Here is a 24060-nt window from a genome sequence, read left to right as displayed (position 1 = left end):
ACGTTGATTGCTAGTTCTGTGTATATCTTTTGTTATGAAGAAAGTTTGACGGAGCGGTAAATGGACAAATTACTTTATGTTGCCATGAGCGGCGCTAAGCAGAATATGAATGCTTTGGCGGTGCGAGCCAACAATTTAGCTAATGTGAATACTGACGGCTTTAGAGCTGATTTGGTTCAAGCACGCTCTATGCAAGCTTTTGGCGAAGGTTTACCGACTCGTGTTTTTGCAATGACAGAAAGCCCCGGGCATAACTTTGACTCAGGCCCACTTAAAACCACAGGTCGTGATTTAGATATTGCCGTTAAAGATAAAGGCTGGATAGCTGTGCAAGCAGCTGATGGCGGTGAAGCCTATACCCGTTCAGGCAGTCTAAATTTTGACACTACCGGCTTACTCACTAATGCGCGTGGCAATCCGATTATGGGGGAGGCTGGGCCAATTGTGCTGCCACTGCCGGTTGAAAAAGTGCAAATCTCCCCTGACGGTATTATCTCTGTTAGACCTCAAGGCGCCACAGCCGACATAGTCGAAGAGGTCGCGCGGATTAAATTGGTTAACCCCAACAACGCCGACATGATGCGCGGTGAGGATGGCTTGTTTCGTTTAACCACAGGGCAAAACATCCCTAATGATCCCAATGTTCAAGTTGAAAGTGGCGCAGTTGAAGGCAGTAATGTCAATGCGGTATCTGAAATGGTGGCGCTAATTGATATTCAGCGCCAATACGAAATGCAAGTGAAGATGATGAAAAACGCCGAAGATCTTGATCGCGCCTCGTCAGCTTTAATGAGAATTAGTTAGGAGTAATTATTATGCATCCTGCTTTATGGATCAGTAAAACCGGCCTAGATGCCCAACAAACCGACATTTCGGTTATTTCTAACAACGTGGCCAACGCCAGTACCATTGGCTATAAAAAAAGCCGCGCAGTGTTTGAAGATTTGCTTTATCAAACCGTTAACCAAGCGGGCGGCGTCAGTGCTGATAACACCAAACTACCTAATGGCTTAAACCTCGGTGCGGGTACCAAAGTGGTTGCCACGCAAAAGATGTTTACCCAAGGCAATATGTTAACCACAGACAATGCCTTAGATCTAATGATTGAAGGTCCAGGCTTTTTTGAAGTTGAAATGCCAGATGGCACCGCAGCTTATACCCGTAACGGCCAATTTAGCCTAGATGAAAATGGCCAAATTGTGACCCCAGGTTCGGGTTATGTCATCCAGCCTGCCATCACCATTCCTGATGATGCCACTTCAATCACAGTGTCATCTGAAGGTGAAGTTTCAGTGAAACTTTCAGGTGCTACAGAAAATACCGTCATTGGTCAGTTAGCCATGAGCGACTTTATTAATCCATCAGGGTTAGACCCACTAGGGCAAAACCTTTACACCGAAACCGGTGCCAGTGGCACGCCGATTCAGGGCACGGCTTCATTGGATGGTTTAGGGGCTATTCGTCAAGGGGCGCTTGAAACGTCAAACGTTAACGTGACTGAAGAACTGGTTAACTTGATCCAAAGTCAACGTAATTACGAAATGAACTCGAAAGTGATATCAGCTGTTGATCAGATGATGTCTTACGTAACACAGAACTTATAAGCTTTGATGATAAGAGAGGGGATGATGAATAAGGTTTTAGTCTTAGCATCAGCATTTGTGATGCTGGGTTGCAGCTCAACTCAGCAAAAACCCATAGCCGATGATCCATTTTATGCGCCTGTTTACCCAGAAGCGCCGCCAACCCAAATGGTGTCAACGGGTTCAATTTACATGGATCATCAATCATCCAGTTTGTACTCGGATATTCGTGCCCACAAAGTGGGTGACATTATTACCGTATTGCTTAATGAGTCGACCCAAGCGAAGAAAAGTGCCAATAACGAAATTAAAAGAGGCTCTGATTTAAGCGTCGATCCGGTTTATGCCGGTGGCAGCAATCTGTCGATTAAAGGAATTCCGCTAGATTTTCGTTATTCAGATGACATGAATACCAAGCGTGAGTCAGATGCCGATCAGTCAAACAGTTTAGACGGCAGCATCTCAGCCAATGTCATGCAAGTGCTTAACAATGGCAATTTAGTTATTCGCGGCGAAAAGTGGATTTCAATTAATAATGGTGATGAGTTTATTCGCGTTACTGGCATGGTACGTAGTCAAGATATCACTCCTGATAATACCGTTGAATCCACCCGTGTTGCCAATGCGCGGATTCAATATAGCGGTACCGGCACTTTTGCCGATGTCCAAAAAGTGGGTTGGTTAAGCTCCTTCTTTATGGGCCAATGGTGGCCTTTCTAAGGAGTTAACCATGAAAATCAAATCCCTCATTTTATTATTGCTCAGCATGGTGTTGCTGTCACAGCCAATTCAAGCCCAGCGCATTAAAGATATTGCCAATGTCCAAGGGGTACGAAGTAACCAATTAATTGGTTATGGCTTAGTGGTGGGGTTACCCGGCACAGGTGAAAAAACCCGTTATACCGAACAAACCTTTAGAACCATGCTAAAAAACTTCGGCATTAATTTAGCCGATAATGTTAACCCTAAAACCAAAAATGCCGCTGTGGTAGCCGTGCATGCAGAAATGCCTGCCTTTATTAAGCCCGGTCAAAATCTTGACATCACGGTATCAAGTATTGGTGAAGCAAAAAGCTTACGTGGCGGCACCTTGCTGCAAACCTTCTTAAAAGGGGTTGATGGTAATGTTTACGCCATTGCCCAAGGAACCTTGGTGGTCAGTGGCTTTAGCGCAGAAGGTCAAGACGGTTCACGGGTGATACAAAATACTCCTACCGTTGGGCGTATTCCTAGCGGCGCTATTGTGGAGCGCAGCGTGATGTCACCTTTTGCCAGTGGCGATCACCTCACCTTTAACTTGCGCCGTGCAGATTTTTCAACCGCCAAAAACATGGAACAAGCCATTAATGATTTGCTTGGCCCCGGTATGGCAAGGGCGCTTGATGCTACCTCGGTGCAAGTGAGTGCGCCTCGTGATGCATCCCAAAGAGTGTCATTTTTATCGACCCTTGAAAACATTCAAGTTGATATGGCCGATGAGTCAGCCAAAGTGATAGTCAATTCGCGTACGGGCACCATAGTGGTGGGGCAAAATGTACGCTTAATGCCAGCAGCTGTGACCCATGGTGGCTTAACCGTCACCATTGCTGAAGCGACCCAAGTATCACAACCTAATCCGTTTTCGGATGGTCAAACGGTTGTTACAACCGATAGCACCATAGATGTTGCCCAAGACGATAGCCGAATGTTTTTATTTGACCCTGGCACCTCGCTCGATGAGCTAGTCAGAGCGGTAAATTTGGTGGGCGCTGCCCCTTCAGATGTACTGGCAATATTAGAAGCGTTAAAGATGGCAGGCGCTTTGCATGGAGAGCTTATCATCATCTAAAAATTGTCGGTATGACTATGGAAAAGCTGTCAAATTCATCGAACTATCTGGATCTAGGGGGACTAGATTCATTACGTTCCAAGGCCCAGAAAGACGAGAAGGCGGCATTACAAGAAGTCGCCAAACAGTTTGAAGGGATATTTATTCAAATGCTGATGAAAAGTATGCGTGAAGCTAACGCAGTCTTTAAATCAGACAGCCCGATGAACAGTGAAACCACCGAATTTTTTGAAAACATGCGCGATCAACAAATGTCGGTGGATTTATCAAACAAAGGTATGTTGGGCATCGCAGACATGATGGTGCAGCAACTTTCTCCCCAAGAAAGCGGTTTTACCCCAGCCTCAGTGCTGCGCGGTAATATTGACGCTAACAGTGCACAGTCATTAGTTAACTCTACGAATAAGCCGGTAGATTTTCTTAGCACAGTGGTGAGTGCAAATTCTGCCCCTGAGCGCTCAGAGGCTGATCAGTCAATGTTTAACCACACAATGCCTAATCACTCAATGTCTGATCACTCAACTGTTAATATCTCAACTGCGAACGCTGCAATGGCTAAGCCGATAATTGATAGCCAAGAATTAGATCAAGTTTTGGCTGGTGATCGTGTTGCCACTAGTGGCAATAGCTTGCCGCAATCGATGGCACCAACGCCGAATCAGTTTGACAGCCCGCAACATTTTGTCTCAGTGCTTTATCCCCATGCTGAAAAGGCCGCGAAACAGCTTGGCACCACCCCTGAAGTATTACTGGCGCAATCGGCATTAGAAACTGGCTGGGGTCAAAAAATGATCCGTCGTGATGACGGCACAGCCAGCAACAACTTGTTTAATATCAAAGCCGACAGACGCTGGGACGGCGATAAAACCTCAGTCAGCACCTTAGAGTTTGAGCAAGGGGTGGCAGTAAAACAACAAGCAGACTTCAGAATGTACGACAACGTTGAACAAAGCTTTAATGACTTTGTGTCATTCATCTCCAATGGCGAGCGCTACCAAGAAGCCAAAAAAGTGGCAGCACAGCCCGCCAAATTTATTCATGCCCTACAACAAGCAGGTTACGCAACTGATCCTCAATACGCCAATAAAGTGTTGAAAGTCATGGAGTCAGTAACCAATGGACTTAAGTCCGTATTACCAAAAGAGACTAACTAATGGCTATCGATTTATTAAACATTGCCCGTTCAGGTGTTATGGCAGCCCAATCGCAAATGGGCGTCACCAGTAATAACATTGCCAATGCCAATACCGTGGGCTATCACCGCCAAGTTGCAGAGCAATCGTCATTAGGGTCCCAACAAATCGGTAGTAGCTTTTATGGTACAGGTACTTACGTATCTGATGTGAAAAGGGTTTATAACGAATATGCCGCAAGAGAGCTGCGCATTGGCCAAACCTCCATGAGTGGTGCTGAAACCCGTTACAGCAAAATGAACGAAATGGATCAGCTGTTCTCGCAAATTGGCGCCATGGTGCCAGCCAGTTTAAATGACTTTTTTACCAGCATTAATAATGTTGGCGATTTACCGACAGATCTCGGTATGCGTAACAACATGCTTAGCTCTGCCGGGCAAGTGGCTAACAGCCTTAATCAAATGCAAAGCCACCTTGACTCGCAAATGAAGCAAACCAATGCGCAAATCGGCGCGGTTGCTGATCGCATTAATGAGATCAGTACTGAGCTTGCCAACATCAACCTCGAGATCATGAAGTCGCCAGGGGCTGACAGCCAATTATTAGACCGACAAGATGCGCTGATTTTAGAGCTAAGCGAATATTCTGAAGTTAATGTTATCCCGCTAGATAATGGCGCTAAAAGCGTCATGCTCGGCGGCTCAGTGATGCTAGTGTCCGGTGAAGTGGCGATGCAAGTAGGCACCACTACAGGCGATCCCTTTTCGAATGAGCCAAGGCTAACCACATCAACCGGTAATAGCACGTTAGTGATTGACGGCTCTAAATTAGGTGGCCAATTAGGCGAGTTATTTAACTTTCGTGATCAAACCTTAATTCCAGCCTCTCAAGAGCTAGGGCAACTGGCCTTAGGCGTGGCAGATGCCTTTAACCAAATGCAGCAAAATGGTTTTGACCTAGACGGCAATATTGGCAGCAATATTTTTACTGATATTAACGACCCCAGCATGGCCGCAGGTCGAGTCGGTGCCTACAGTACCAACACTGGTGACGCCAACCTGAAAGTTAATATTGACGATGTAGGCCAATTAACCGGCAGCGCATACGAATTATCTTTCACTGCGCCAAACACCTATGAGCTTAAAGACACCCAAACAGGCAAAGTTGAGCCACTAACCCTTAATGGCAATCAGCTTGAAGGCGGCAATGGTTTTAGTATTGAAATTGATGCTGGCAGTTTTGCTGATGGCGACCGTTTTGAAATTAGACCTAATGCGGGCGCTGCAGCAGGGCTCAATGTGGCAATGACAGATCCAAGAGGCATAGCTGCAGCTGGGCCTAATATCTCAGCTGACTCAGGCAACTCAGGTAACACCAGTGTAAAGCTCACAGACATTGACCGAACTCATGCCAGCTTCCCTGAAACGGGTAGTGAGCTTACCGTCAAAATTGATACCGCTAAAAATACTTTTCAAGTACTGGATGCCAACGGAACTATCGTTGGGCCATCAGCGCCGTTTACCCCGCCGCAAATTGACACCGGCTTTGGTTTTAGTTTTGAAATTAACGACTCATCTTCAGCAGGGGTCACTGACAGCTATAGCTTTGATTTGTCCTTTGCCGAAGGCGACAACAGTAATGCGGTTGCTATGGCGCAATTGGCCGATGCCAACATTATGAATAATGGCTCAACCACCTTAACCGGGGTGTTTGAAGGCACCAAACTGGATATCGGCAGCAAAACGCAAGCTGCAGCGGTGAGCTTGGCCTCAAATGATGCCATGTATCAGCAAGCCTATAACCGAGTGCAAAGTGAGTCTGGGGTAAATTTAGATGAAGAAGCGGCCAATTTAATGCGCTTTCAGCAATCGTATCAAGCTTCAGCTCGCATCATGACAACTGCCCAGCAGATGTTTGACTCATTACTTAGCTCAGTTCGCTAGGAGAATTAATTATGCGAATTTCTACTGCGCAAATGTTTCAGCAAAACAGCTACAGCATAGCAAAAGGCCAATCTGAAACCAGCAAAACCCTCCTGCAATTAGCCACAGGTAAAAAAATTAATACCGCCGGAGACGACCCTGTGGCCGCCATTGGTATCGATAAGTTAAACCAGCAAAATAACTTAGTTGATCAGTATTTAAGAAATATTGATTACGGTGAAAACCACCTTAATCAAACAGAAACCTTACTGGGGGATTTAGATAATTTAGCTGGCAGCATGAAAGAGCAATTATTGCGTGGCTCAAACGGCAGCATGACCGACAACGAGCGGCAAACTATTGCCGATGAAATGCAAAAAACGCTCGATCAAATGCTTGCCATTGCCAACAAAAAAGATGAGTCAGGCAATTACTTATTTGCTGGCAATAAAACTGGCAGCGCACCATTTGAGTTTGATGCCAATGGTCAAATTATTTACAACGGCGACTCAGGCACCCGCGAAAGCATTATTGCCTCAGGGGTGCTGACTGACACCAATATGCCCGGTGATGCTGTTTTTATGAACGCGCTCAATGCCATGGGCGATTATAGCGCCAATTATATGGCAGGCCAGCAAGGTGAGTTTAGCGTCGATAGCGCCAAAATTACCGATAGTGCAGCACATATTGCAGATACTTATCAGTTTGCTTTTATCGACAATGGTGCAGGTGGGGTGGATGTTGAAGTCAGAGACAGCGCCAATAACGTACTGACAACAGTGGCAGATTTTGATAGTTCAATGCCAATTAAGATAAATGGCATGGAAGTAAAGCTAGATGGCGAGCCGATGGCGGGCGACAGTTTTACCCTTGAGCCTATGGCTGAGATCAGTATTTTAGACAGTTTTAGCCAGGCAATTAGCTTGCTGCAAAGTGGCGACAAGATACAAACCCCACAAGGTAAAGCGGAGTTGGCACAGTTGTTGAATAATATCGATAGTGGTGTCAATCAAATGAGCGCTAAGCGCGGTGAGGTTGGCAACAGCTTAAAAGTAATGGACCAGTACAAATCGAATCACACCGACGAGAAGGTGATCAACGCATCAGCCTTATCGATGTTAGAAGATTTAGATTATGCCGAAGCCATTATTGAGTTTGAAAAACAGCAGTTAGCACTTAATGCCGTATCAAGTGTTTTTAGCAAGGTAGGTTCAACGAGCTTGTTTGATTACATCTAACAAGCGCGATGAAACTGCAATGTCAGTCATTGGGAAACTGTATTTTTAGGCTGATATAAGCAATTGCCTTATATCAATAAAGCCTTATATGAATATCAAGTACCCAAAAACTAACAACAACGTTTAATGTTAATTTATTCATTTAATTTTGTTTAAAGGTTATTGAGTCAACCGTTTTCAGCCGCGAAATAATATGGATAGAGCGGCTGGGTCAATAACTTTATTAACAAGTTTAGCCAAGCGCTTAGCCTTGGCAATGCTACTAAAAAAGGAAAGTATCATGGCTATTTCAGTTAATACCAACGTCACCGCAATGAAAGCGCAAAACAGTTTAAATGGCGCTAATGGCAACTTGCAAACCTCAATGGAGCGTTTATCATCTGGCCTGCGCATTAACAGCGCTAAAGATGATGCAGCAGGCCTGCAAATTTCAAACCGTATGACCAGCCAAATCAATGGTATCGGGGTGGCAATGCGTAATGCCAATGACGGTATCTCAATTGCGCAAACGGCTGAAGGCGCGATGCAAGAATCCACCAATATCTTGCAACGTATGCGTGACTTATCACTGCAATCTGCTAACGGTTCAAACTCTGCAGAAGATCGCGGCGCTATGCAAAAAGAGCTTGGGGCTTTGCAGTCAGAGTTAACCCGTATTTCAGACACCACCACGTTTGGTGGTCAAAAGTTAATTGATGGCTCCTATGGTACTCAAGCATTCCAAGTAGGCTCAAATGCTAATGAAACCATTTCGGTATCGCTAAAAGCGACTGGTGCAGACGATATCGGTATTAACGAAGCTAAGGGTGCAGGTACTAGTTTTGGTGTTGCAGATGGAACGGCATTATCAACAAAAAAAGCTACGAATGGCAGCTTGTCAATTAATGGAACGTCAGTTGCTATAAGTGCAGCCGGAGCAGCTACTGTTGCTGATGAGATTAACGCTGCAAATACTGGTGTGACAGCTGAAGCAAGACTTGAAACTACTATTGATAAGCTTGACTCTGCCAGTGATGGCGACCTTGAAATTGGCGGTAAGAAATATGATTTAGCCACTTATGGTGGTGATATGGAGAGCCTTGCTGCAGATTTATCAAAAGATGGTTTTGAAGCGTCTGTTAATGATGCGGGTGCGATTAATTTGAAAACAACGGGTGTAGAAGGTATCGAGATTACGGGTAATACGGCCGGTGCTGTTGAACTTGGTGGTAAAGCAGCAGGTGCTGCTGCAGTATCTGTTTCATCTGAGCTACATTTATCATCAAAAGAGAGCTTTACAGTTGCTGACGATGGTACAGCTGATGTGGGTGAGTTAATTAGCTCAGCATCATCTTCTCTTACATCTGTGAATTCAGTTGATATCAGTTCAGCGGACGGTGCTCAAGATGCATTGGCGATTATTGATGGCGCGATAGCAGGCATTGATTCACAACGCGCAGACTTAGGTGCGGTGCAAAACCGCATGAACTTTACCATTAATAACTTAAGCAACATTCAAGCTAACGTGACTGATGCCCGCAGTCGCATTCAAGATGTGGATTTTGCCTCAGAAACGGCGCAGTTAACTAAGCAGCAGATTCTGTCACAAACCTCATCAGCTATGTTGTCGCAAGCCAACCAGTTGCCACAAACTGCCTTGTCATTGCTAGGTTAATAACTATTTAGCTAGCGAGTTAAGGAATAACTATAAGCGCAGTGTAATCGCTTTAATTAATTTGCTGAGCTTAAAATCAAAGCAGCCTTTATAGGCTGCTTTTTTGCATTTAAGCTTTTTAAATGCTGTTGCTAAAATAGTCGTTTAAGCGAGTTTATTGCGCGTTAAATCGCCTTTTTTAATTGAATTTAATAAAAAGTTTTAATTTTTTGCTAAAGCTTTTTTAGTCGCCGCCGTTACAGTATTTGTCGAAGATAAGTATCGTCTGACCTGAGTGGCAGGCACTATTAAATATAAGAGAGGCAATACATGGCTATTTCAGTTAATACTAACGTCACTTCAATGAAGGCTCAGAACTCATTAAATGGTGCCAATGGCGGTCTGCAAACGTCAATGGAGCGTTTATCATCAGGGTTGCGCATTAACAGTGCTAAAGATGATGCGGCAGGTCTGCAAATCTCAAACCGTATGACCAGCCAAATCAACGGTATCGGTGTCGCAATGCGTAATGCTAATGATGGCATTTCAATTGCGCAAACTGCAGAAGGTTCAATGCAAGAGTCAACCAACATCTTGCAGCGTATGCGTGACTTATCACTGCAATCAGCTAACGGTTCAAACTCAACTGATGATCGTGAGTCAATGCAGAAAGAGATCTCTTCATTACAAAGTGAATTAACGCGTATTTCAGATACGACGTCTTTCGGTGGTCAGAGTTTGCTTGATGGTTCGTATGGCACTCAAGCATTCCAAATAGGCTCAAATGCTAATGAAACCATTTCGGTATCGCTAAAAGCGACTGGTGCAGACGATATCGGTATTAACGAAGCTAAGGGTGCAGGTACTAGTTTTGGTGTTGCAGATGCAACGGCATTATCAACAAAAANNATTCAAGATGTGGATTTTGCCTCTGAAACGGCGCAGTTAACTAAGCAGCAAATTCTGTCGCAAACCTCATCAGCGATGTTGTCGCAAGCTAACCAGTTACCGCAAACGGCATTGTCTCTTTTATAATGACATCGAAGCGTTAATTAACTTCGCGCTAAGAACGCACTGGCATTACGCTAAGGCTAGAATTAAAGGGAGACTCGGCAACGATTCTCCCTTTGTGCTTTTTAGTAAAGTGAATCATGGGTCACTTGTTTGGGTGACTGTTTTTGTATGGCAATTGCCGCATCGGTAACTAAGTTGAATTTTTTATTGATTTAAACTTAGTTGGCGCATTAATTGCTTGAATTATTGAGTTTGTCGAGGTGCACCATGGAAGTCAATATCACCAATGTAGCCAATGCTGCAATGCGTAAAGATAGTTTAGCCACCCTTGCAGAAAAAAATGCCGCCCAAGCATCAACCGCACTGGCTGAAGAGGGAATTCAACAAGCCGGCGATGTGGCGCGCACCACAGATAAAGTCAATGAAACGGCCAAAACCGATGCTGAGCAGTTGCAGCATGCGGTTGATGATATTAATCAGCAATTATCGCTAATGCAAAAAGGCTTAGCCTTTAATATTGACGAAGAGTCAGGGGAGGCGGTGGTTAAAGTTATTGACGTTAAAACTGGTGATTTAATTCGTCAAATTCCCAATGAAGAAGCATTAAAAATGGCGAGCAAGCTCACAGACATTGCCAGTATTTTTATGGAAACTGCAGTGTAGTCATTGTTTTAAAACAATAATCATAAAAGTTATGATTATTCCAAATTAGATAGCAGATATTGCATTAAAGAGGTCGCTATGGGGTTAACATCGGTAGGTATTGGTTCAGGCATGGATATCGCAGGTATTGTTACTGCGCTAGTTAATGCTGAAAGCGCCGGTAAAATTGCGAGTTTTGATACCTCTGAAGGCAAGCTAAATGCGCAGATATCCGGTATTGGGTTACTAAAAAGCTCACTGTCAGAATTCCAAGATAAACTCGAACTATTGACAGATTCTGCAACCTTTGACAGCCATAAAGTGTCCCAATCCAATAGTGATTATTTTAAAACCACGGTAGATGAAAGTGCAGTACCGGGTAAATATCAAGTCATTGTCGAGCAATTAGCCCAGAGTCAAAAAGTTGGCTCTGCTGCCGTGGCAGATGCTGATAGCCCCATAGGTGAAGGTTCGTTAAGTATTGGTGTTGGCAGTGACAGCTTTGATATTGAGGTTGGCGCTGAAGACAGCTTAACTGACATCATGGAAAAGATTAACGCCGCTGAAGATAATGATGGGGTCACCGCCACCATTATTAATGGCGATAATGGTCCGCAGCTTATTTTAGGTTCTAAAAATACCGGCACTGACAATTTAATTACCGTTACCGCAACTGACACCGATGGCGGCACAGGCTTAGCCGATGCCTTTGCCATGACGGAACTCACCCCAGCCCTTGATGCGATATTAACGGTTGATGGCGTCAAGGTGACTTCAAGCTCAAATGATGTCAGTGACATTATTACCGGGGTTAGTTTGGAACTGACGGATGCTGATATTGGCAAAACCACCACCATTACGGTGGATGAAGATACCGATAAAGCCTCATCAGCAATTGAGGGGTTTGTTGAGAGTTATAACGCCTTAATGACCACGATTCAGGACTTGTCTCGCTATGATGCAGCCACTGAAAATGCCGCTATTTTACAAGGCGACCCACTGCCGCGAAGCTTACAAAGTCAGCTCAGAAATATCATTTCCAGTAGTTTTGAAACCAGCTCTGGCAGTGGCTCACAAATGCTGATGAATATTGGTATTACTACGACCCGTGAAGGTTTGTTAGAAATTGATGATGATAAATTATCAGAGGCCATCGAAGCTGATAAAGGCGGCATTAAAGAGATGTTTATTACTGAGGATACTGGCCTAGCGTCACGACTGGATACCTTTGTAGATAGCTACCTTGAACCCGGTGGCATTATTGATGGCCGTAATGACACCATTGATAATCAGTTATCACGCCTTGAAGACAGTCGAGAAGCATTAGATTTAAAAATGAGCGCCTACAGTGACCGTTTATATAAGCAATTTAATGCCATGGATTTAGTGGTGGCAAGCCTTAACTCCCAGTCGAGCTCTTTATTTAATGCCTTAGATTCAATGCCTGGCGTGGTGAAGAAGACTTAATACAAATTCAATAGGGCTACTTGGCGATGCTTTGGCGATGTAACTCGCTTTTGAGCCCTAAATACTGCTTAACATTATTTCCCCTACGTTGGAGTACTCAGTGAATCCCATCCTTAGTGAACTTGAACAACTCAATTCAGCAGCGTTTTCCGCTATTACGCAAATAGAACAGGCTAAACCGGAAGATGAACAAGTTGATGAGTTGGTATCACAATTGCAGGTACTTATTCAACGGCGTCAAATTGTCATTCAAGCGTTAGTTAACGATGATAGCGTTACTGATAGAGCAATACTTGAAAGTCAGTTTGATTACACTCAATCTTTATTTATAAAGGCTACGAGAGTGTTAGAGCATCGCAAGCTATTACTTCAGGCTGGCAATGCGGCTAAGCGCCAAATAAACGTATATAAATCTATAGATGCAAATAGGTAGGTAATTATGAGAGGTTCACTGCAGACATATCGCAAGGTATCAATCGAAAGTGGCATGGCAGTGGCGTCGCCACACCGAATTATACAAATGTTATTAGCAGGTGCACTTGAAAGACTTGCTCAAGCAAAATATGCCATTGATCAAGGTGATATCGCCAGCCGTGGTGAGTTATTGGGTAAGGCTATTGGCATTGTGTCTGGGCTTAATGGCAGTTTAAATATGGAAGCCGATGGTGATGTCGCCGGAAATTTAACTCAGTTATATGACTTTATGTTGCGCAGATTATCAGATGCTAACATCAATAATGATGCTGAAGCCATTGATGAAGTAGCGGGGTTGTTACGAACCATTAAAGAAGGTTGGGATGCTATCCCAGAAGAAATGCACCAAGTAACCTCTGAAGCTAGTTAAGTGTTGATTAACAAAAGGCGCAGCAAGCGCCTTTTGTCGGTTTTCAATGCCGTAAAGCCGGTCACAGTTTGTTGGCATTTGTGTGTAAAGTAGTCTGTTGGTTTCATAAATCAATGAGATGCTGTAATTTTGTGGTTTGTCACTTGATTCTCACTGGCTGATAATACAATATTCATTTTATAAAAACGTTTAGACTATATTGCGCAGATGTCCGTGTTTACACTATGTGTAACCAAAGCGTATAGGTAGGATGTTGTATTAATGTATTTGTGGTAAGTTTGTCACCAAATATTTATCCATATTGCATATAATAATCACAATCAAGTCGCACTTCCGTTTTATCTCGTATAGCGTGATAATGGCTGTGAAATAATAATAACTCGAGCTTTGGCCTTCTTAATGATGCAAATAGAACAACGAATATTAATTGTTGCTGACCCTTCTGAGCGTGTCTCTCGTCTTTGTTGTATTTTTGATTTTTTAGGTGAAAAGTATCATCTAATTACTAAAGACGATCTTGCCTCATTAACCGCAGACTGTCGTTATCGGGCGTTAGTGCTTGATACCCAATCAGTCACGGCTGAGTTTATTAAAAGCGTGAAGTCATCAATGCCTTGGCAGCCAGTGCTATTATCAGGTGAAAGTAACCTTAATGGTGGCAACGTATTAGGCACCATTGCTGAGCCAATAAGCTACCCGCAATTGACCGAATTACTGCATTTTTGTCAAGTCTATGGCCAAGCTAAACAGCCGCAAACACCCACCAGCGCTAACCAAACTAAACTATTCAGAAGTTTAGTGGGCCGCAGTGAAGGTATTGCCAATGTCAGACACCTTATTAGCCAAGTGGCCAGTTCTGACGCAACCGTGCTGGTACTGGGTCAGTCTGGCACCGGTAAAGAAGTGGTAGCCCGTAATATTCATTACATGTCTGATCGCCGCGATGGACCATTTATCCCGGTCAACTGTGGTGCTATTCCGCCTGAGTTATTAGAAAGTGAACTATTTGGCCATGAAAAGGGCTCATTTACTGGGGCTATTTCAACCCGTAAAGGCCGCTTTGAATTAGCTGAAAATGGCACGCTGTTTCTTGATGAAATCGGCGACATGCCACTGCAAATGCAAGTAAAGTTACTGCGGGTATTGCAAGAAAAAGTATTCGAACGTGTCGGTGGTTCTAAAACCATCAATACCGATGTACGCATTGTTGCGGCCACTCACCGTGACTTAGAAACCATGATCAGCGAAAATGAATTTCGAGAAGATTTATATTATCGTTTGAATGTGTTTCCAATAGAAATGCCTTCATTAAGTGAGCGCAGTGATGATGTGCCATTATTATTGCAAGAGCTTGTGAGCCGTGTTTTTAACGAAGGCCGCGGTAAAATCCGCTTTACCCAGCGCGCAATCGAATCATTAAAGGCCCATAATTGGTCTGGTAATGTCCGCGAGCTGTCGAATTTAGTCGAGCGTTTAACGATTTTATTCCCTGGTGGCTTGGTTGATGTGAATGACTTACCAAGAAAATATCGTTATATCGATGTGCCAGAATATTGTGTTGAAGTCAGTGAAGAGCAGCAAGAGCGTGATGCATTAGCATCTATCTTCAGTGATGAGGAACCCATAGAGCTACCTGATACCCGCTTTCCAAGTGAATTACCGCCTGAAGGGGTAAACCTTAAGGATTTATTGGCAGAGCTTGAAATTGACATGATCCGCCAAGCGTTAGAGCAACAAGATAACGTGGTTGCCAGAGCCGCTGAAATGTTAGGCATACGCCGAACCACCTTGGTTGAAAAAATGCGTAAGTACGGTATGGGTAAAGATTAATCAAGCTCTTACCGACAGTAACTTACAGCTAAATAACAAATAGACAAAACGAGTAAAAAGCATGCATTAGGGCATGCTTTTTGCTTTTGCGCCGTTAAAAACTTTAAACTGGCATACCAAATGCATTGGTAGTACAAAGTTATTATTTTGACGGAGTGACCATGTATTCAGCGCAATCACTAGTAGAACAGCCGCAGTATTGTGATAGCTACAAACTAGCCGAGCCTGCAGCAATTGTCAGCGAGGCGCCAGCAGCGCCAATTACACTGCGTCAATCAGTGAACCTCGATCTGCAAGCTGAAACATCACGTCCGCAAAAGGCAGCTAATATGTCTAATCAAATGGCGCATATTCTTCAAGCTATGCCTTCAGGTGTAGTGATTATCAATGGTGACGGTATTGTGACCTTGGCCAACCCAGTCGCAACTGACTTATTAGGCCGGCCGCTGCAAGGGGCCAAGTGGTTTGACATTATTAACCGCGCTTTTTCACCCCAAGATGATGACGGTTATGAAGTGTCACTAAAAGATGGCCGCCGAGTAAAGCTGGCGATTACTCCGCTGTCGCCAGAGCCTGGGCAGTTAATTGTGTTAACTGACTTAACTGAAACCCGCTTATTACAGAAAAACCTATCTCATTTACAGCGCTTATCAGCACTGGGCAAAATGGTGGCAACCTTGGCGCATCAGGTCAGAACGCCGTTATCGGCCGCGATGTTATATGCATCAAACCTTGCTAGCCCTAAATTAAATGATACGGCTAAAAAGCGTTTTCAAGGCAAGTTAGTCGATAGGCTTAATGAGCTAGAGCGTCAAGTTAATGACATGCTACTGATGGCAAGAAACAAACAAGATGGCGCCGCAGAGTCGACATCTACTGCAGATATTATTGAGCCTGTGCTGGCAAATTGTGAGCCCATTGTTGAAAACAAACAGTGTAAATTACACTTTATTGATCAAACCGATAAACACATTATGGCTAACACGAATGCCTTAAGCTCGGCGATTAACAATCTGGTGATGAACAGCCTAGAGGCCAATGCCACAGAAATTCAGATTGTGACTGGCGAAGATGAACACGGCATTAATATCGATGTGATTGATAACGGTAAGGGTTTATCAAAAGAGATGCAGCAACAAGTATTGGAGCCTTTTTTTACCACTAAAAGCCAAGGGACAGGCCTAGGCTTAGCGGTAGTGCAAACCGTGGTGAGAAATCATGGCGGCAGATTACAGGTGACATCGCAGCCGCACAAAGGCAGCTTAATTCGACTATCATTTCCTATGGCTAAAGACACGGAACAAGCCAAAAAAATAGTGGAGGGATCCCATGAGTGAAGCCAAGTTACTGTTAGTTGAAGATGATGCTGCGCTGCGTGAAGCCTTACTTGATACCTTGATGTTAGCCCAATATGACTGCGTTGATGTGGGCTCTGCAGAAGAGGCCATTATTGCCATGAAAACCACGACGTTTGATATGGTTATCAGTGATGTGCAAATGGAAGGTATTGGCGGGCTAGGGCTATTAAACTATTTACAGCAAAACCATAGTAAAGTCCCCATTTTATTAATGACCGCTTTTGCCACCATTGACAGTGCGGTTAGCGCCATAAAACTTGGTGCGGCGGATTATCTGGCTAAACCTTTTGCGCCTGAAGTGTTGTTAAATCAGGTATCTCGCTACTTACCCCTTAAACAAAATTTAGGTCAACCTGTGGTCGCCGATGACAAAAGCTTGGCGCTACTGAATATTGCCCAGCGGGTGGCAAGCTCTGATGCCTCAGTGATGATCATGGGGCCAAGTGGATCGGGCAAAGAAGTGCTAGCACGTTATATTCATCAAAACAGCCCTCGAGCAGAAAAACCTTTTATCGCCATTAATTGCGCAGCAATACCTGAAAATATGCTTGAAGCCACCTTATTTGGCTATGAAAAAGGCGCTTTTACAGGCGCTTATCAGGCATGCCCTGGAAAATTTGAACAGGCTCAAGGCGGCACCATATTGCTTGATGAAATTTCTGAGATGGAGCTAGGGCTGCAAGCCAAATTGTTGCGAGTACTGCAAGAGCGTGAAGTTGAGCGTTTAGGTGGCCGTAAAACCATAGCCCTTGATGTGAGGGTACTTGCCACTTCAAACCGTGATTTAAAGTCCATGGCAACATCGGGCGCATTTCGAGAAGATTTATATTACCGCATTAATGTATTTCCACTAACCTGGCCTGCATTAAACCAACGACCGGCTGATATTTTACCCTTAGCAAGGCACTTGCTGGTTAAGCATGCTAAGGCATTTAATGTCTCACCAGTGCCAGAGTTAGATGAGATAGCTTGTCGTCGTTTATTGGCTTATCGCTGGCCAGGTAATGTCCGTGAGCTGGATAATGTTATTCAGCGCACCTTGATACTGAATAATGGCGAGGAGATAACTGGCGCGGATATTATTCTTGAAGCTGAAGATGTTACTTTGAGCCCCAATGAGCAACCCGTGGCCGCTGCTGAAACGGACGGGCTTGGGGGCGAACTGCAGGCTCAAGAGCATGTGATTATTTTGGAAACCTTAAATCTATGTAATGGTAGCCGTAAAGACGTAGCTGAGAAGCTGGGAATTAGCGCCAGAACATTGCGCTATAAAATGGCTAAAATGCGTGACTTGGGTATTCAAGTCCCTGCTTAAATATCGACGTTTAGTTCATCTTTATACTTAACTCTAAATTCTAAAATATTAGCTTAACCGCTTTGATGTTACTAAAGCGGTTCTATTTTGTGTGTTTTTCACCCTTTCAAGTTGTTTTTAAGCTCTTTTCATGGGCTTAAGTGTATTTAAGCTATTGTTGGCATCCTACTTGCTAATTCTATTGTAACTGTTTTTAAGTCGTCAAATATCCGACGAATGGAGTTTACAATGCAGATTAGTTCAAATCCTTTTTTACAAGAAATGCAATCCTTAAAGGGTGAGATTTCGCCTAATCTTGGCTTACCTATTCAAGCGGATATGATTCAAAAAGTCGGTAATACTTCTGGTGCTGACTTTGGCCAATTGTTATCTCAAGCGGTTGGTGGCGTGGCTGATTTACAATCAAACTCAGCTAATTTAGCCACCCGATTAGAGATGGGCGATAGCACTGTGACCTTATCTGATACCGTGATTGCCCGTGAAAAAGCCGGGGTTGCATTTGAAGCAACGGTGCAAGTGAGAAACAAACTTGTAGAAGCGTATAAAGAAATTATGAGTATGCCTGTTTAGGCTTTTGTTAATAGTATTGTTGTTGATATTCTGGTATTGAAGTAGGTAAATATTGTGAGCACAGATCTAGTATTAGATTCAGATAAAGTCGATAGCACAGGGATTCAGCAGGAAAATAAACCTGGCTTGAAAAGCTCGTTTGGTAGTGCTGACTTTATGCGTCAAATCACTATGATATTGGCTTTAGCTGTATGTCTTGTGCTGGCAGTATTTATGATTATTTGGGCGCAAGAGCCTGAATATAGGCCTTTAGGGCAAATGGAAACTGCTGAAATGATCCAAGTATTGGACGTTTTAGATAAGAATAAAATTGCCTATAAAATCTCCGGCGATGTAGTCAGTATTCCTGAAAACAAATATCAAAATGTCAAACTGCTGCTGGGCCGTGCAGGCGTTGAAGCCAGTAGTCAACCAACCGATTATTTAAGCCAAGACAGCGGTTTTGGTGTTAGTCAGCGCATGGAGCAAGCCCGCCTAAAACAAAGCCAAGAAGTTAATTTAGCCAGAGTGATAGAAGAGCTAAAAAGTATTAGCCGCGCCAAAGTGATATTAGCTATTCCCAAAGAAAATGTGTTTGCCCGTAATAAATCTAAACCTAGCGCTACCGTAGTTGTGAGCGTTCGTCGTGGTAGCCTTGGCCAAGAAGAAATTGACTCTATCGTTGATATTGTCGCCTCAGCAGTACAAGGCTTAGAGCCAAGCCGGGTGACAGTGACCGATTCAAATGGCCGCCTGCTAAATTCAGGTAGCCAAGATGGCGCCTCCTCAAGAGCCCGCCGCGAGCTTGAATTAGTGCAGCATCAAGAAGCAGAATATCGTAACAAAATCGATTCGATATTAATGCCTATTCTAGGCCCTGAAAACTTCACTTCTCAAGTGGATGTCAACATGGACTTCACCGCGATTGAGCAAACCGCGAAACGCTTTTCGCCTGATTTACCCGCTGTACGCAGTGAAATGACCATAGAGCGTAATTCAAGCGGTCAATCAATGGGTGGCATTCCAGGGGCATTAACCAATCAGCCTCCTATGGATTCAGATATTCCACAAGAAGCAGGCGCAGAGCAAACTACAGCGGTTAATGGCAATAGCCATCGAGAAGCAACCCGTAATTTTGAACTTGATACCACCATCAGCCATACCCGCCAGCAAGTGGGTGTGGTGCGCAGAGTCAGTGTGTCGGTGGCCATTGATTATAAACCGGGACCTGCTGATGAAAGTGGCATAGTGACCCGCATTCCGCGCACCGAACAAGAGCTAACCAATATTCGTCGCTTACTTGAAGGGGCGATGGGCTTTACCAGTCAACGTGGTGATAGCTTAGAAGTGGTCACAGTACCGTTTATGAACCAGCTTATTGAAGAGCTGCCCGCCGCTGAAATGTGGGAGCAGCCTTGGTTTTGGCGCGCGGTGAGATTGGTGTTAGGGGCGTTTTTAGTCTTAGTGCTGATTTTGTTTGTGATTCGCCCTATGTTAAATCGTTTGTTTAATAACGACGAAGTCGAGATGCCCGAAGAGCCGCGCTTAGGTCATGAATTGGCTGAGATTGAAGATCAGTATGCCGCCGATACCTTGGGTATGCTCAATAGCCAACAAGCAGATTATAGCTATGCCGATGATGGCTCGATTCAAATACCAAACCTGCATAAAGATGATGATATGATTAAGTCGATTAGGGCATTAGTGGCTAATGAACCTGAACTTTCTACCCAAGTAATTAAGAGTTGGTTACAAGAAGATGGCAAATAATACCCTGGCAGCACCCGTAGGCGAACAGCCTACTCTTGAAGAGCTGAGTGGCATTGATAAAACTGCTATTTTGTTACTGAGCTTAAGTGAAGCAGATGCCGCCTCAATCTTAAAGCACTTAGAGCCAAAACAAGTGCAAAAAGTCGGTATGGCCATGGCCGCCATGCAAGACTTTGGTCAAGAGAAAGTCATTGGGGTGCATAAGCTGTTTTTGGAAGAGATTCAAAAGTTTTCTTCCATTGGTTTTAACAGTGAAGAGTTTGTCCGCAAAGCATTAACTGCGGCCCTAGGTGAAGACAAAGCCGGTAATTTGATTGAACAAATTATTATGGGCAGTGGCGCTAAAGGCTTAGATTCGCTTAAGTGGATGGATGCACGCCAAGTGGCGACCATTATTCAAAACGAGCATCCACAAATCCAAACTATTGTTTTATCTTATTTAGAGCCTGATCAAGCGGCTGAAATCTTCAGTCAGTTCCCTGAAAATACCCGTTTAGATTTAATGATGCGCATTGCTAACTTAGAAGAAGTTCAACCAGCAGCTTTGCAAGAATTAAACGACATCATGGAAAAACAATTTGCCGGACAAGGCGGCGCACAAGCTGCGAAAATGGGCGGCTTGAAAGCGGCGGCCAATATCATGAACTTCCTTGATACGGGTGTTGAAGGCCAGATCATGGAAACCATGCGTGAATCTGATGAAGAAATGGCGCAGCAAATTCAAGATCTGATGTTTGTGTTTGAAAACTTAATTGATGTAGATGATCGCGGTATTCAAGCTTTGCTGCGTGAAGTTCAACAAGATGTGCTAATGAAAGCATTAAAAGGTGCTGATGATCAGTTATCTGACAAAATTATTGGTAATATGTCTAAGCGAGCAGGTGAGCTATTACGTGATGATCTTGAAGCCATGGGGCCGATAAGGATCAGTGAAGTGGAAATGGCTCAAAAAGAGATCCTTGCGATTGCGCGTCGATTAAGTGACAGCGGCGAAATTATGCTCGGTGGCGGCGGTGGTGATGAGTTCCTATAGTCCGATTTAAGCCGATTTTATAACGAGGTACAACCAGAGCAATCATGACTAAAGCTAATAACAATAATAACCTAACAGAAGTTGATGAAGATTTTAGCCATTGGCAATTACCGGATGTTTCCCAACAAAAAACTGACACTGGCTCAAATTTATTTGGCCAACTAGGACGTCAAAATTCCCAGCCTGTTGCTGAAGACAAGCCCCTTTTACCGCCTACCATGGCTGAAATAGAGCAAATTCGAGTTGAAGCTGAACAAGAAGGTTTTGAGCAAGGCCAGCTTGATGGGCTAGCGAAAGGCACGGAGCAAGGTCGGCTTGAAGGTTTAGAGCAAGGTCACGCTGAAGGCTTTAGCCAAGGAGAACAACAAGGTTATGAAGTGGGTTTAGCCAAAGCTAATGAGATGCTTGAGCGTTTATCTGGCTTAGTTGAGCAATTTGAGCAACCCTTATTAGTGCTTGATGCTGAAATTGAAGCTGAGCTATTACAGCTATCCATTAATCTGACCAAATCCATCGTCGGTAATGAATTACAAACTCATCCTGAACATATTTTATCTGTACTGCGTCAAGGGGTAGATTCGTTACCGATTAAAAAACAACAAGTCACTCTGAGGTTTAGCCCAGATGATGCTGCACTTGTTAATCAATTATACAGTGAAGCGCAATTAGCTAAGAATCGTTGGGAAATTGAAGCTGATCCATCTCTTAAAAACGGTGACTGCATCATTCACAGCGAGCGCTCCAGTGTCGACTTACGAGTTGAAGCGCGTATGAGTCAAGCTCTTAGTGGCTTGCAGCAACAGGTCGCAGCGATTCAGGCCAATGTGCAAACGATTAAGTCAGATTCAAGTCACTACACCACTAGCATTGCCGAGGATGCTAGCGAATGTAGCCTTAAGGTGGTGGGAGCAAAGCGGGATCAACTCACTGATGACAATGTTTCTTCTGTCGTACATGAAGAGGGTTTACACCTTGTTGATGAGGTAGATGATGCTAAATCGCCAACATCAGTTACTAAATAAATTTAAACTCCATAGTAATAAAGTCACCCCCATTCGGCCTGTGGCCAGTGGTCAGCTGGTTAGGGTTGTTGGCTTAACCCTCGAAGCTACCGGCTGTAGAGCCCCTGTCGGCAGTTTATGCTCTATCGAAACCATGGCCGGTGAGCTAGTGGCTGAAGTCGTTGGATTTGATGATGAATTACTTTATCTCATGCCCGTTGATGAATTAAGAGGGGTGTTACCGGGAGCAAGAGTGCAGCCTTTAGGTGAGCAGTCAGGGTTAAATGTCGGCTTAAGTTTACTTGGTAGAGTTTTAGACGGTAGTGGTTTACCCCTTGATGGCCTTGGACCATTAAATACTGAGCAACATGCCTCGCGTCATGCGCCGCCCATTAACCCTTTATCGCGCCGCGCGATTACCGAACCATTAGATGTGGGGGTTAGAGCCATTAATGCCATGTTGACCGTAGGTAAAGGCCAGCGGATGGGCCTGTTTGCCGGCTCTGGTGTGGGTAAAAGTGTGCTGTTAGGCATGATGACTCGCGGCACCACTGCTGACATTATTGTGGTGGGGCTGGTGGGTGAACGTGGCCGTGAAGTAAAAGAGTTTATTGAAGAGATTTTAGGCCCAGAAGGCCGAGCCAGATCTGTGGTGGTCGCAGCACCTGCTGATACTTCACCATTGATGCGATTACGCGCCTGTGAAACCTCAACACGTATTGCGGAGTATTTTAGAGACCTTGGCTATAACGTATTGTTATTGATGGACAGTTTAACCCGTTACGCCCAAGCCCAGCGTGAAGTAGCCTTGGCAGTGGGTGAGCCTCCGGCGACCAAAGGTTATCCGCCATCGGTGTTTGCTAAATTACCCCGCTTGGTCGAACGGGCAGGTAACGGCGGCCCAGGTCAAGGTTCGATTACCGCATTTTATACCGTGCTTACCGAAGGTGATGATCAACAAGATCCCATTGCCGATGCGTCACGGGCGATTTTAGATGGTCATATTGTGTTATCAAGAACGCTGGCAGATTCTGGCCATTACCCCGCGATTGATATTGAGCAGTCCATTAGCCGCGTCGCACCTATGGTGATTAGCACTGAGCATTTAGAGTCCATGCGTCTGGTTAAACAGATGTATTCACTTTATCAGCAAAATAGAGACTTAATTTCAATTGGGGCTTATTCCCAAGGCAGCGATCCACGCATTGATAACGCTATTCGGTTACAACCAGCGATGAATGCATTTTTACGCCAAGGATTTAAAGATGTTGTTTCCTTTGATAACAGTCAAACCATGGTTGGGCAGATTGCTGCTCAGTGTAAATAATGCGCCGAGCTGATCCATTAATCACAGTGCTTAAACTCAATAAAGAAGCAGAAGAACAGGCGGCTTTACAGCTTAAATCTGCACAATTAGAACTACAAAAATGTGAGGGGCAATTAGAGGCGTTAAATAATTATCGCCTCGAGTACATGAAGCAAATGAATGAAAATCAAGGCAAAACGCTAAGTGCCAGTGAATATCATTCTTTTCATGAATTTATTAAGCAAATTGACCAAGCACTAGTGCAGCAAGTTAATACCGTTAAAGAAGCACAAAATCAGACCCAACATCGACAAGTTAATTGGCAGCAAAAGCAACAAAAGCGTAAAGCGGTTGAATTGTTGTTAGCTAAAAATGATCAAAAAGCTCAGCAAATAGCCAATAAACAAGAGCAAAAAGCCTCAGATGAATTTGCGATGCAGCAGTTTATTCGTAAAACCCCGCGTTAAATTCCCTTATCCGTTTTTAGCCTAATTAATTTTTATTCTGGCACTCTTATTGCTTGGTTCGTTATTAATAATAAAAGCGTCAGCAATGTGACTTTCATAATTTTATAGCACCAAGTAAGTTTTCGGT

22 protein-coding genes and 1 pseudogene are annotated in these 24060 nt (G+C 44.1%); all 23 read left to right on the top strand.

Annotation, left to right across the window (positions count from 1 at the left end):
- Window positions 1-60 precede the first annotated feature (60 nt).
- The 23 genes and pseudogenes from flgF to fliJ all read left to right on the top strand — a co-directional run bounded on the left by flgF (window position 61) and on the right by fliJ (window position 23933).
- Window positions 61-804 carry a flagellar basal-body rod protein FlgF gene (gene flgF, locus BCU94_RS01350; RefSeq protein ID WP_076540191.1) on the top strand — a complete coding sequence of 248 codons (744 nt, stop codon included), beginning with the start codon at window positions 61-63 and terminating at the stop codon, window positions 802-804.
- Window positions 805-815: 11 nt separating this feature from the next.
- Entirely contained in the window at window positions 816-1604 is a 789-nt protein-coding gene (gene flgG, locus BCU94_RS01345) for a flagellar basal-body rod protein FlgG (RefSeq protein WP_102439330.1), read from the top strand.
- Between the two features lie 24 nt (window positions 1605-1628).
- Entirely contained in the window at window positions 1629-2303 is a 675-nt protein-coding gene (flgH, locus tag BCU94_RS01340) for a flagellar basal body L-ring protein FlgH (protein ID WP_102439334.1), read from the top strand.
- Between the two features lie 10 nt (window positions 2304-2313).
- Complete coding sequence (locus tag BCU94_RS01335; protein WP_102439329.1) at window positions 2314-3411, top strand: flagellar basal body P-ring protein FlgI; 1098 nt, start codon at window positions 2314-2316, stop codon at window positions 3409-3411.
- A gap of 17 nt (window positions 3412-3428) precedes the next feature.
- Entirely contained in the window at window positions 3429-4565 is a 1137-nt protein-coding gene (gene flgJ / locus BCU94_RS01330) for a flagellar assembly peptidoglycan hydrolase FlgJ (RefSeq protein ID WP_102475410.1), read from the top strand.
- Window positions 4565-6487, top strand: a complete 1923-nt coding sequence (flgK, locus tag BCU94_RS01325) for a flagellar hook-associated protein FlgK (protein ID WP_102475409.1) — start codon at window positions 4565-4567, stop codon at window positions 6485-6487. The genes flgJ and flgK overlap by 1 nt, the downstream gene beginning before the upstream one ends.
- An 11-nt stretch (window positions 6488-6498) precedes the next feature.
- Window positions 6499-7704, top strand: coding sequence for a flagellar hook-associated protein FlgL (flgL, locus tag BCU94_RS01320; protein ID WP_102475408.1), 1206 nt, complete (start codon window positions 6499-6501; stop codon window positions 7702-7704).
- Between the two features lie 280 nt (window positions 7705-7984).
- Window positions 7985-9358 carry a flagellin gene (locus BCU94_RS01315; RefSeq protein ID WP_102475431.1) on the top strand — a complete coding sequence of 458 codons (1374 nt, stop codon included), beginning with the start codon at window positions 7985-7987 and terminating at the stop codon, window positions 9356-9358.
- A 309-nt stretch (window positions 9359-9667) separates the two neighbouring features.
- A pseudogene (locus tag BCU94_RS01310) lies at window positions 9668-10244 on the top strand (flagellin); the annotation flags it as partial.
- A gap of 2 nt (window positions 10245-10246) precedes the next feature.
- Window positions 10247-10372: flagellin (locus tag BCU94_RS19710; RefSeq protein ID WP_277869667.1), on the top strand; the 126-nt coding region annotated here is incomplete at its 5' end.
- Window positions 10373-10618: 246 nt separating this feature from the next.
- The gene (locus BCU94_RS01305) at window positions 10619-11014 is read left to right on the top strand and encodes a flagellar protein FlaG (protein ID WP_102475406.1); all 396 of its coding nucleotides are present in this window, start codon (window positions 10619-10621) and stop codon (window positions 11012-11014) included.
- A 78-nt stretch (window positions 11015-11092) separates the two neighbouring features.
- Window positions 11093-12460 carry a flagellar filament capping protein FliD gene (fliD, locus tag BCU94_RS01300; protein WP_102475405.1) on the top strand — a complete coding sequence of 456 codons (1368 nt, stop codon included), beginning with the start codon at window positions 11093-11095 and terminating at the stop codon, window positions 12458-12460.
- Between the two features lie 100 nt (window positions 12461-12560).
- The gene (locus BCU94_RS01295) at window positions 12561-12893 is read left to right on the top strand and encodes a hypothetical protein (protein WP_102475404.1); all 333 of its coding nucleotides are present in this window, start codon (window positions 12561-12563) and stop codon (window positions 12891-12893) included.
- Window positions 12894-12899: 6 nt separating this feature from the next.
- Window positions 12900-13304, top strand: coding sequence for a flagellar export chaperone FliS (fliS, locus tag BCU94_RS01290; protein WP_102439482.1), 405 nt, complete (start codon window positions 12900-12902; stop codon window positions 13302-13304).
- Window positions 13305-13703: 399 nt separating this feature from the next.
- A complete protein-coding gene (locus tag BCU94_RS01285; RefSeq protein WP_102475403.1) occupies window positions 13704-15134 on the top strand; it encodes a sigma-54 dependent transcriptional regulator in 1431 nt (476 codons plus the stop codon).
- A 161-nt stretch (window positions 15135-15295) separates the two neighbouring features.
- Window positions 15296-16471 (top strand): PAS domain-containing sensor histidine kinase, encoded by a 1176-nt coding sequence (locus tag BCU94_RS01280; RefSeq protein ID WP_102439484.1) that lies wholly within the window; start codon window positions 15296-15298, stop codon window positions 16469-16471.
- Window positions 16464-17807, top strand: a complete 1344-nt coding sequence (locus BCU94_RS01275) for a sigma-54 dependent transcriptional regulator (RefSeq protein ID WP_102439485.1) — start codon at window positions 16464-16466, stop codon at window positions 17805-17807. Before BCU94_RS01280 ends, BCU94_RS01275 begins: the two co-directional genes overlap by 8 nt.
- Before the next feature lie 228 nt (window positions 17808-18035).
- On the top strand, window positions 18036-18377 hold the full coding sequence (fliE, locus tag BCU94_RS01270) for a flagellar hook-basal body complex protein FliE (protein WP_102439486.1): 342 nt from the start codon (window positions 18036-18038) through the stop codon (window positions 18375-18377).
- A gap of 54 nt (window positions 18378-18431) precedes the next feature.
- Entirely contained in the window at window positions 18432-20126 is a 1695-nt protein-coding gene (gene fliF / locus BCU94_RS01265) for a flagellar basal-body MS-ring/collar protein FliF (protein WP_102439487.1), read from the top strand.
- A complete protein-coding gene (gene fliG / locus BCU94_RS01260; protein ID WP_102475402.1) occupies window positions 20116-21159 on the top strand; it encodes a flagellar motor switch protein FliG in 1044 nt (347 codons plus the stop codon). The genes fliF and fliG overlap by 11 nt, the downstream gene beginning before the upstream one ends.
- A gap of 44 nt (window positions 21160-21203) precedes the next feature.
- Window positions 21204-22181, top strand: coding sequence for a flagellar assembly protein FliH (gene fliH / locus BCU94_RS01255; RefSeq protein ID WP_102475401.1), 978 nt, complete (start codon window positions 21204-21206; stop codon window positions 22179-22181).
- Entirely contained in the window at window positions 22150-23487 is a 1338-nt protein-coding gene (fliI, locus tag BCU94_RS01250) for a flagellar protein export ATPase FliI (protein WP_102475400.1), read from the top strand. The genes fliH and fliI overlap by 32 nt, the downstream gene beginning before the upstream one ends.
- Window positions 23487-23933, top strand: coding sequence for a flagellar export protein FliJ (fliJ, locus tag BCU94_RS01245; protein ID WP_102439491.1), 447 nt, complete (start codon window positions 23487-23489; stop codon window positions 23931-23933). The genes fliI and fliJ overlap by 1 nt, the downstream gene beginning before the upstream one ends.
- Window positions 23934-24060 lie beyond the last annotated feature (127 nt).

Source organism: Shewanella sp. 10N.286.52.C2, assembly GCF_002874545.1.
Taxonomy (GTDB): domain Bacteria; phylum Pseudomonadota; class Gammaproteobacteria; order Enterobacterales; family Shewanellaceae; genus Shewanella.
Note: the sequence above shows the minus strand (reverse complement) of the source record. Positions and strands in the feature narration are given on the sequence as shown.